The sequence below is a fragment of the Sphingobium xenophagum NBRC 107872 genome (genome assembly GCF_000367345.1).
Lineage (GTDB): Bacteria > Pseudomonadota > Alphaproteobacteria > Sphingomonadales > Sphingomonadaceae > Sphingobium > Sphingobium xenophagum.
Window position 1 is genome coordinate 1 of the sequence record NZ_BARE01000083.1, and the last position, 9,691, is coordinate 9,691.

Annotated in this window: 8 protein-coding genes and 2 pseudogenes; 4 read left to right on the plus strand and 6 right to left on the minus strand. The window is 60.0% G+C overall.

The window, feature by feature from the left end; genetic code table 11:
- From SX1_RS24700 to SX1_RS21110, 3 genes and pseudogenes are all read right to left on the minus strand, one after another.
- A pseudogene (locus SX1_RS24700) lies at nt 1-242 on the minus strand (2-keto-4-pentenoate hydratase); the annotation flags it as partial.
- Nucleotides 239-742 carry an aromatic-ring-hydroxylating dioxygenase subunit beta gene (locus SX1_RS21105; protein ID WP_255209818.1) on the minus strand — a complete coding sequence of 168 codons (504 nt, stop codon included), beginning with the start codon at nt 740-742 and terminating at the stop codon, nt 239-241. The pseudogene SX1_RS24700 and the gene SX1_RS21105, both read right to left, overlap by 4 nt.
- A gap of 5 nt (nt 743-747) precedes the next feature.
- Nucleotides 748-954: an SRPBCC family protein gene (locus tag SX1_RS21110; protein WP_019054693.1), complete on the minus strand. Its 207-nt coding sequence runs from the start codon at nt 952-954 to the stop codon at nt 748-750.
- 35 nt (nt 955-989) lie between these two features.
- Here SX1_RS21110 and SX1_RS23270 point away from each other — a divergent pair, with 35 nt between their 5' ends.
- The 4 genes and pseudogenes from SX1_RS23270 to SX1_RS21130 all read left to right on the plus strand — a co-directional run bounded on the left by SX1_RS23270 (nt 990) and on the right by SX1_RS21130 (nt 5,949).
- Complete coding sequence (locus SX1_RS23270; RefSeq protein ID WP_157410342.1) at nt 990-1,721, plus strand: amino acid permease; 732 nt, start codon at nt 990-992, stop codon at nt 1,719-1,721.
- 30 nt (nt 1,722-1,751) lie between these two features.
- A pseudogene (locus SX1_RS23275) lies at nt 1,752-3,265 on the plus strand (aldehyde dehydrogenase family protein).
- A gap of 355 nt (nt 3,266-3,620) precedes the next feature.
- Complete coding sequence (locus tag SX1_RS21125) at nt 3,621-4,991, plus strand: methyl-accepting chemotaxis protein (protein WP_019054695.1); 1,371 nt, start codon at nt 3,621-3,623, stop codon at nt 4,989-4,991.
- A 397-nt stretch (nt 4,992-5,388) separates the two neighbouring features.
- Nucleotides 5,389-5,949: a hypothetical protein gene (locus SX1_RS21130; protein ID WP_026150024.1), complete on the plus strand. Its 561-nt coding sequence runs from the start codon at nt 5,389-5,391 to the stop codon at nt 5,947-5,949.
- A gap of 89 nt (nt 5,950-6,038) precedes the next feature.
- On the opposite strand, the gene SX1_RS21135 is transcribed toward SX1_RS21130, so the two are convergent.
- The 3 genes from SX1_RS21135 to SX1_RS23280 all read right to left on the minus strand — a co-directional run.
- Nucleotides 6,039-7,274: a serine hydrolase domain-containing protein gene (locus SX1_RS21135; protein ID WP_019054697.1), complete on the minus strand. Its 1,236-nt coding sequence runs from the start codon at nt 7,272-7,274 to the stop codon at nt 6,039-6,041.
- 37 nt (nt 7,275-7,311) lie between these two features.
- Nucleotides 7,312-8,706, minus strand: coding sequence for an aminotransferase family protein (locus SX1_RS21140; RefSeq protein ID WP_157410344.1), 1,395 nt, complete (start codon nt 8,704-8,706; stop codon nt 7,312-7,314).
- 1 nt (nt 8,707) lies between these two features.
- On the minus strand, nt 8,708-9,691 hold a 984-nt coding region (locus SX1_RS23280; protein WP_019054699.1), incomplete at its 5' end, for a CaiB/BaiF CoA transferase family protein.

Consider the following 9,691-nt stretch of genomic DNA (forward strand, 5'->3'; position numbering starts at 1 on the left):
AAGATGGGGCCCATGAAGCGCTCGGTGCCCAGTTGCTCGGCGAGGTGGGGCTGAATGCGTCCGACTTTCCATCCCGCTATCCGATCCCCCCATGAGGCGATTGCCGCTTGCTGGATGCGGTAGGCCGCATCCAGGTCCGTCGGTATGGGGCCGGGGAAATCAGAAAAGCCCTGGGCTGCGCGGCGCGCCTCTACGAAACGGGCCGCTGCTTTTTGGTGGTCGTCCAATGCGGAAATGTTCACAACAGATAGCCGATGCCGTGCTGGAAATCGTCACAGTTGACGAGTGTTACGACCTTGCGATCCATCTTCAAGCCGTCAGCCTGGCGGACGATGCGATATTCGACATCGGCCGCCAGCACGCGCATCCGCTCATATTTATATTCGGCCAGAATTTGTGCCGCCCGGATAACGATGGCCCCGTCCTCCGTCGCCAGAGGCACGAACCGTGACACGGTCCGCACTGTCCGTGCCGGTGGAGCGGACGACATGGAAAATCCTGACAGCAGCCGTTTAACGCGCGCTGCACGCATTTCCGCATCGTCATTCAGGATGTTGAGGCAGTCATCGAAATCCTTGGCATCCCGCTCGGTCGGAATGATGTAGCGCCCCCCTTCGGTCCAGAGCGGCAGCCACTTCTTGTAGTCGAGCCGGTCGAGAAGGTCGGCCTCTGCCCAGATGAAAGCGATGGCTTCCTCAAAGGTCGGCGCCATCGTCGTGGCGTCCTGGCGGTCGTCGGTCATGGTGATCACGCGGTCATCATCCTCTTCCACATCTGATAGGCGGCACGCATGCCCGTTTCGGCGCTAACGTCGCCTGCTTCATGCCCCGCCTCAGCCTGACCTTCGGGTGCATCGGTCCCGCGATTCAGCATGATCCATTGATCGCCACCGGCGCGCGCGCCCCTCTGCACACGCTCCCAACCTTCGGCATCGTCGGGCGTGCCGAATCCCATTGGTCCTTGAAAATGTTCGCGATCCGGCAAGAACGGTGCCCCGCGCTACCTATGCCGCCATCGCCATCGTCAGCACCTTCTATATTTTCACCGCCTATGCCTTCACGATTGCCGAGGGAGCCGATGTTGCACGCAATGCAGCGATCGATCCTGGACATTTCGTGTTCGGCCTTGCCCATCGCTACCTTGGCGAGTGGGGCCAAATCCTGATTTCTTCGCTGGTAGTGACGAGCGCCTTTGCGGCAATCCTTGGGCTTTTCAATAACGGTGTGCGCTACGTCTACGCACTGGGTCGCGACCGCATCCTGCCTGGCGCATTGTCCCGGACCAGGCGCAGCAACGGCGCGCCTTTTGTCGCTGGAGTGCCGGTGGTCGTTATACTCGTGCTGACGGTGGGCGGGTTTGCCACGGCGGGGCTCGATCCGCTTCTGTCACTGACTACCGCTTTGACGGGTTTCGGATCTGTCGGATTGATGCTCTTGCTTTGTCTCACCAGCTTTGCCGTGCCCGCCTTCTTCCTCCAGCACAATACGCGCTCGAGTGTCCCTACCGCCATGCCGCTGCTTGGCGGCGTGATGCTGGCAGCGGGGTGCTGCCTTTCCATCCTGAATTACCCTTTGCTAACCGGCACGGATTCCCGCCTTATCAACGCCCTACCCGTTGCGCTGCCCATCATTTTTGCGGCGGGCGTGGTCCAGGCAGAATGGATGAAGCGCAGGCACCCCGCAATTTACAGCCGCATCGGCCTGTCCCGCACGGACGTCTGAACGGCATCTTCCTTTCCAGGAGACACGGACATGACGACCGCAAACGATCTGTCACAAATCAGCGAGAAGGCACGATCGTTCATCCATTCGGAAAAGGGGCTGTTCATCGATGGACAATGGCGCCCTGCGTCCGACGGATCGACGATCAGCGTCGTCGATCCGTCCAGCGGTGAGGAAATCGCTCGTATTGCTGACGCCAGCGCGCAAGATGTCGATGCCGCAGTAGGCGCCGCACGCCGCGCGCTGACCGACCGCGCTTGGGTCGACATGCAACCTTACCGTCGCGAGGCGCTCATGCTGGCGCTCGCCGCAGCCATCGAAGCGGAAGTGGAATCGCTTGCCGAGATCGAGACGCTCAACAGCGGCAAGCTGATCGCCAATACCCGCCTGTTCGACGCGGAACTGCCGGTGCATTCGCTGCGCTATGTCGCTGGTTGGGCTAGCAGACTGAATGGCGAGACGATGAACTTGTCCGTCCCCTATTTGCCCGACCTGCGCTTTAGCGGTTTTACAAAGCGCTATCCGGTTGGTGTTGTTGCCGCGATCACACCGTGGAACGTGCCACTGTGCATGGCAGTCTGGAAACTGGCGCCAGTGCTCGCCACCGGCTGCACTATCGTCCTGAAACCAGCGGAACAGACCTCCCTCACCGCGCTGCGCCTCGCCGAGCTGTGCGCGGAAGTCGGCATTCCGGATGGTGTCATCAACGTGATCACAGGTCGGGGCGCATCAGCAGGACGGCTGCTGGTCGAGCATCCCGGCGTGGACAAGATCAACTTCACCGGATCAACGGAGGTCGGACGCGGCATCGCAATCAGCGCCGCGAGGAGCTTCAAGAAGTATAATCTGGAACTGGGCGGCAAATCACCGCTCATCATCACCGAAACTGCCGACCTCGATCAGGCTATTCCCGGCGCGGCGTGGGCAATTTACGGCAATTCCGGCCAAAATTGCTGTGCCGGGTCGCGGATGCTGGTGCACGAGAAGCATTATGACGCTGTACTGTCCGGCGTGCGGGAGATCGCCGCTAGCCTGCAATTGGGCCCCGGCCTCGATCCGGCTTCACAATTAGCTCCCCTTTCGAGCAGAATGCACCGGGATCGGGTGGCACGGCATGTCGAAGCCGCTCGCGCTGCCGGTGCCGACGTGAGCGGCGGTGAAGCAGTTGATGGACCGGGAAGCTACTTCACGCCGGCCGTCATCGCTGGCCTAGACCCCGGTCATCCTACTGCCCAGGAAGAGATTTTCGGCCCGGTTTTGTGCGCCTTTTCATTTGCGAGCGACGAGGAGGCGATTACCCTTGCCAACCAAACGCGGTTTGGACTGGGGCCAGCGTCTGGACCAAGGATATCGATTGCGCGGATCGCTATTTCGATGCGTTGCAAGCTGGTACTGTCTGGATCAACACCCATAATATTCTCGACTTGGCCCTGCCCTTTGGCGGAGACAAGGAGTCGGGAGTCGGCCTCGAACTGGGCAGAGAGGGTGTTTTAGCGCACACCAAGTTGCGCAGCGGCGTCAAAGCGCATCCAAAGATGCGTTAGGCTCTTCTCGCCCGGCAAACCCCGACAGAGGTTTGTCGACAGATCGCGCAATCAGACGATGGCGAGAATGGCGGCATCGGCAAGGTGGATGCTGAGCAAATCGGCCTATCCCCAAAGATGTGCACAACACTGGCCGACTAGCAGTGCTTCTGGAATCATGTTCTGACGATCAGGTCGATCCGATTTGGTGCACATTGTTAATTTTTGACGCACCGATAACCGGATCGCGCGTCAGCCTCCTATAAGAGAGATATTCGTGGCCTTAACACGGGGCAACAGATGGCGGCGGCGGAGTGCGATTGCCAGCCGACGACCGACCTGCGGCTCGTTCGAAGTCGAATATTAGGAGTATGCCATGTCGTGGTTCAAGGAAGTTGCCCTCATCCGCCAGAAGATGTTGATCGTCCTGGTATGCATGTGCGGCTTTGCGGCATTGGCGACACTGCTTACGGCGGGCGCAGCGCTTTTCGGTCATCCTATTCTGGGTCTGTCATTAGGACTGGTGGTTGCGGGGATTGCGGCGGTTTGCGGGTCTTTGATCCGCGAGGCCGTGTGCGTGCCATATGTGTCGACGGTCGTTCGGATGGAAGGTCTGGCCGCCGGTGACCTCGATACGCCTATCGACTATACCCAATATCAAGACTGCGTGGGCCGCATGACCAAAGCCATGTTCACGTTCAAGGAAACTGCTACCCTTAACCTGAAACTGGCCGCGGCTCAAGAGCAACTGGTTTCGGTTCTCAGCTCGCATCTGTCCTTGTTGCGCGAAGGTGACCTGACCGCGTTGATCACGGCTGAATTTGCGCCGGAATATGCAGCGTTGAAAACCAATTTCAATGACGCGATTGGCAGCATGCGCGAATTGATCGCGGCGGTATCCGAAAGTGCGTCCTCCATCAGTACCGGATCAAGCCAGATTGCCCAGGCGTCGCACGATCTGGCTCGCCGCACCGAAGGCAATGCTGCTTCGCTGGAAGAAACGATGGCGTCCGTTACCGAGATGGCTGATCGCTTGCGCGCTTTGGCAAAGGCAGCGTCGCTCACCGTCCAGCGCGCCGATCAGGCGATTGCAACGGTGCATGACGGGCGTGCAACGGCAGAAGACGCCGTTCAAGCGATGGGCCGCGTATCCGATAGTGCCCAGGGCATCGATTCCGTCATTGAAGGTCTGGACAAGATTGCCTTCCAGACACGCGTGCTGGCGATGAACGCTGCGGTCGAGGCAGGACGCGCAGGCGACGCTGGCCGCGGCTTTGCGGTCGTGGCTGATCTTGTTTCGGCGCTCGCAATGCGCGCGGAAGAGGAAGCAAAACGAGCCCGCGATCAATTGACGGTCACTCAGGTCGAAATTGCTTCGGCTGTCGGGTCTGTCACGAAAGTCGATGGCGCTCTGTCCAACATTTCCGGCGATGTGTCGCAAGTCCACGAACTGTTGGCAACGATGGCCAACGACAATCAGGCGCAGTCGACGGCGATAAACCAGATTTCGGCCGCGATTGGCACGATGGATCAATCGACCCAGCAGAATGCGGCAATGGTCGAGGAAACGTCGGCCGCGGCAGGAAACCTTGCTGCTGAGGTCCAGAGCCTCGCCGCTCAGGCAAGTCAGTTCAAACTGGAAAACGGCCCGGATAGTCGTTCAAAGGCACCTGGCAGCCGTCGCCCCATGAAAGCTCCAGCCAGCACGGCTGCCTTCCAGACAGAGACTTACGCCAGTCTGCATTGATGATGGGCACCGATGGCTTTCACATGACGATTTGCAAGGTCAGTGTCACCGCCCGTCGGAACCATAGCATATCTCGACCGCCCGCACATCGCTCGGATCGAAATCAGCACTGACCGATATGCCTGCACGTTCAATCAGTTGCAGGCATATCGGCTTTCTCTACTTACACATTTTCTTGGACTGAAGCGCGGCACCGCACGCCAATTGCCTGCCATAATCCGTGACCGTTCAGGCGGGCTCCTCGCCCGGTTGAAAGGTTGAATTGGCGGTTGGGATGGTTTTGGCACAAGACTTGTGCGTTGGCACACTCTGCTGCCATTAGCTGTTGCGCTTTTCCCCGGACCTTGCGTGCCTGATCCCGCTTGCATTCCAGGCAGAGCCGCGGCACCCAGCGCCCATGGACATAGAGAAAGATCTGGAAACTACTCTCCTCGGCCCCGTCCTCTCAAACCGGGATTGTGGCGATTGCACGATCTGCTGCACCGTTTTGACTGTCGATACGCCCGATTTCCAGAAGCCGGCTGGCACAAGCTGTCCTCAGCTCACCGCTCAAGGGTGCAGTATTCATGCCGTGCGCCCGCATATTTGCCGGACCTGGTTTTGTGCTTGGCGCAGGATCGCCGACATGCCGGACGAAGCCCGTCCCGACCGGTCCGGCATCTTGGTGTCGCTCGATTTCGTCCGTCAACCTCGCAATTGTTTCGAAGGCGTGTCCATATTGGTTCGCCTGCTGCCTAGCAGCGATGCCATAGAAAATGGCATGGCCCGATCCATTCTGGATAGGATTTGCGATCGGTTGGTGCCTGTCTGGTTTACTGACGGCGCCAAGAAGATGCTGATGCACCCCGAAAATGATGTCGCCACCCTCGTCATGTCAGGAGCCGCAGCGCCTGCACATTTGAAAGACGAGGTGGCGGCTTGGCGAGAGCGATATGCAGTGTTCGCTACCAAGGCATAGCGAAAGGGCGGCATTGCGACGGAAGGCCAGCATGAGAGATTGAGGGGGGCACTCCCCGCCATCAAACAGCGGCCGCTTTCAGCGCAGCGTCATTTTGCAGGTTGCCACGCGGACGCTGCCGCAAGGAAAGCCAGCGTTTCCTGCGTTGCTTGGCCACCGGTCGGTGGAAAATAGCTAAGCTTGACCACAACCGTGCGGCTGGCAGGATCAATATAGACGTATTGGCCTTGCAAACCAATCGCCGAGTAAGCGGGCGATTTGGCCATGGTCCACCACTGATAGCCATAGCCGCCTTCAGGCCCTTCTCGCTCGCCAGCCGGCGTCTGCCCCGCTTTGACCCACTGCTCGCTGACGACGTGCTTGCCATTGGCCCTGCCGCCATCGAGCATCATCTGCCCAAAACGCCCCCAATCACGCAAGGTGGCGTTGAAGCCTGCACCACTGAACTCGCGGCCCGTGCCCGGCTGACCGTCCATGATATAGAAGCCGTCCGCCTCCGCTCCCAGCGGCTCCCATAGCTTTCGGGCTGTGTAAGCGGCCACCGACCCCCGGCTTACCCGTTCGATCAGCCAGCCCAGCACAGCGGTATCGATGGTTTTGTAGGCGAAGACTTCCCCCGGCTTCGATCTGCGCCTGATGGTGCGTGCAACATCGGCAAAACGTACCACATTTTTCACCAGCGCGTTGATGTGGTTGCTCGCCGCGATACCTGGCTTGGCGAAGTCATAGCTCTCGTCATAATCCACCCCAGAGCGCATCTGGAGAATCTGGCGAATGGTGACGCCTTCATAACCGCCCCCCTTCAATTCAGGCAGGTATCGGGTGATGTCGTCATCAATCGACGAGATCAAACCGTCCTCCAGCGCCGCGCCGACCAGTATCGACGTGATCGACTTTGTCATCGACCAGCCCATGAAACGGGTGTGCTCGTTCGAACCGTTGCGATATATTTCCGTGACGATCCGTCCGTCCTTCAGGACCAGCAGTGCGTTGGTGTAAGTCCGCTCCAGCGCTTGCTCGGCCGAATATGTCGTACCGCCGAACGAATATGTGAAGTCCATTGGCCGCTCGACCTTCGGGAACATCCATGACGCGCCCGAGTGGGCCACCGTCCGCGTGGTGAACAGTTGATCCATATTGCGAAAGGCAAAACTGTTCACGTCGCCATCGTTCATGCGCCAACGCATGATCTGCGTCGCCACTGGCACATCCGATTTCGCGCCTGCCTGCAATGGAACAGGCAATTCCTGCTGCGCGTGGACCGTGGCAGGTGCGACCAGCAGGCCGAGCAGGACCGCCAACTCCAAGCGAAATCCAAATGTCATTGCATGCTCTCCTTCAAACGATGCCGCACCCTTGCGGTTAGGCCGAAGCCATTGCTTCCAAGGCCGGAATGGCCCGCTCCGCCGCGGCGACATAGCGGTCCAATGCCTCGTCCAATTCGGCATCGCTGATGATCAGGGGCGGCGAGAATGCCGTCACCGGCATCCAAGGCAATGCCCTGGTCAGGATACCCTCGGTCCGCGCATGGCCCGCCACGATCTTGTGGCCGGCCATGCCCGCAAAGTCCCTTTTCGCAGCTGGATCGGCCATATATTCGACGCCAGCCATCAAGCCTACACCGCGGATGTCGCCGACGAAAGGATGGTCCTTCAACCGGCTCCTCAGCCCCGCCAGCAGTCGCTCGCCTTTTGCCACGACCGGGCCGACCACGTCCTCGCTCTCCATGATGTCGAGCACGGCCAGCGCAGCGGCGCAGCAGACCGGATGGCCAGAGTAAGTGAAGCCGTGCATGAACGCACCAGCCGTAGCGGATGTGTGTTCCAGTACGTCCCAAATCCGGTTGCTGATGATCGTCGCGGACAGTGGCAGGTAGGCGCTGGTGATCCCCTTGGCGAGATTGACGATATCGGGCTTGAGGCCATAGTGCCCAGTCCCGAACCAGCTGCCGGTCCGCCCGAAGCCAGTGATCACTTCGTCAGCCACGAACAGTATCTCATGCTCGGCCAGCAGCTTCTGAACACCCTCGAAATAGCCGGTCGGCGGAGGGATCACGCCGCCCGTGCCCATCACCGGCTCCGCCCAGAATGCTGCGATCGTGTCTGGCCCTTCGCGTTCGATCGTCGCGCGCAAGTCTGCGACCAGACGAGCGGAAAAATCCGCCTCGCTCTCGCCTGGGCGCTCGCCGCGATAATAATGCGGTGCCTCCACATGGAGCACGCCAGGCGCAGGCATGTCGAACGCCTTGTGATATGCGTCGATGCCGGTCAGGCTGCCGGCGGCATAGGTCAGGCCATGATACGCGCCTTGACGTGAAATGACCTTCTTCTTCAGCGGCTTGCCGATAAGATTATGGTAATAGAGGACCAGCTTGTAAGCGGTGTCATTGGCGTCCGATCCCGACGAACCAAAAAACACGCGCGCCATTTCCGGCGCGTTGGCGCGCGTACGGAACAGGGTCAGCAACCTGTCGGCCAGTTCGATGGCTGGCACTGATGCCGCGCCACCGAACAGATGCTGGAAGTTCAGGCTGCGGGTCGCATCGGCAATCGCGTCGGCCACTTCGCTGCGGCCATAGCCAATATTCACGCACCACAGGCCAGCGCCCATGTCGATATAGTCGCGGCCATGCTCGTCGGTGACGATGCAGCCCTTGCCCTTGGTGAGGACGAACGGGCCAGCGCTCGCATTGTCGGCGATCGAGGTGACCGCGTGAAACAGGCTGCGCTGGTCCTTCATGGCGAGAGAGGCGTTCATGCTATGCTCCATAGGGGGAAATAGGGCGGGTTTTGGTCTTGCATCGGACCGTTTCGTCATGTTGTCCCAGCGCCGGCGCAGGGACATTCAATTGCAGCGCCGCGTCACTGAAGCGAATGGGCGTGCGGACGCCGCTCGTTCCGCCCGGAAGGTCGATCCGCAGGCCCCTGGCCAGCACCTGCGGATCATCGAAAACATCGTCGAGCGCATTGATCGGGCCAGCGGGAATGCCAGCTACTTCACAAGCCGCGAGAATCTCCTGCTTCGTCCAGCCCGAAAACGCTGTTTCCAGTTCAGCTATCAGCCTGTCGCGATTGGCGACACGCGCCGGGTTTGTGGCAAAATCAGGATCGGATGCCAGTTCGGCGCGGTCGACAATCTCGCACAGGCGGGCAAACTGGCCGTCATTGCCGACCGCCAGAATGAAGTGGCCGTCGGCAACAGGGAAAGGCTGGTAGGGTGCCAGATTGGGATGGGCATTGCCCATGCGTCGGGGCGCGACCCCACTGACGAAAAGGTTCTGCGCCTGATTGGCAAGCACGCCCACCATCGAATCGAGCAGGGCGATATCGATATGCTGGCCCTTGCCAGTGCGCTCACGCAGCGCCAGCGCCGACTGTATCCCGATCACCGCGTAGAGCCCTGAAATGATATCCGCCAGCGCGACGCCGATCTTCTGCGGCGGACCATCTGCGTCGCCGGTCAGGTCCATCATGCCGCTCATGCCCTGCACGATGACGTCATATCCGGCGCGGGCGGCATAAGGGCCGGTCTGCCCGAACCCGGTGATGGAGCAATAGACCAGAGCGGGATGGTCCTTTGCCAGCGTCTGGTAATCAAGCCCGGAGCGGACCAGCCCGCCTACCTTGAAATTCTCGATCACGATGTCGGCATCGGCGATCAGGCGCTTTACGAAGGCAAGGTCATCCGGCTTGTTGAAATCGGCGAGAACGCTTTGTTTGCCCCGGTTGCAGGCGTGGAAGTA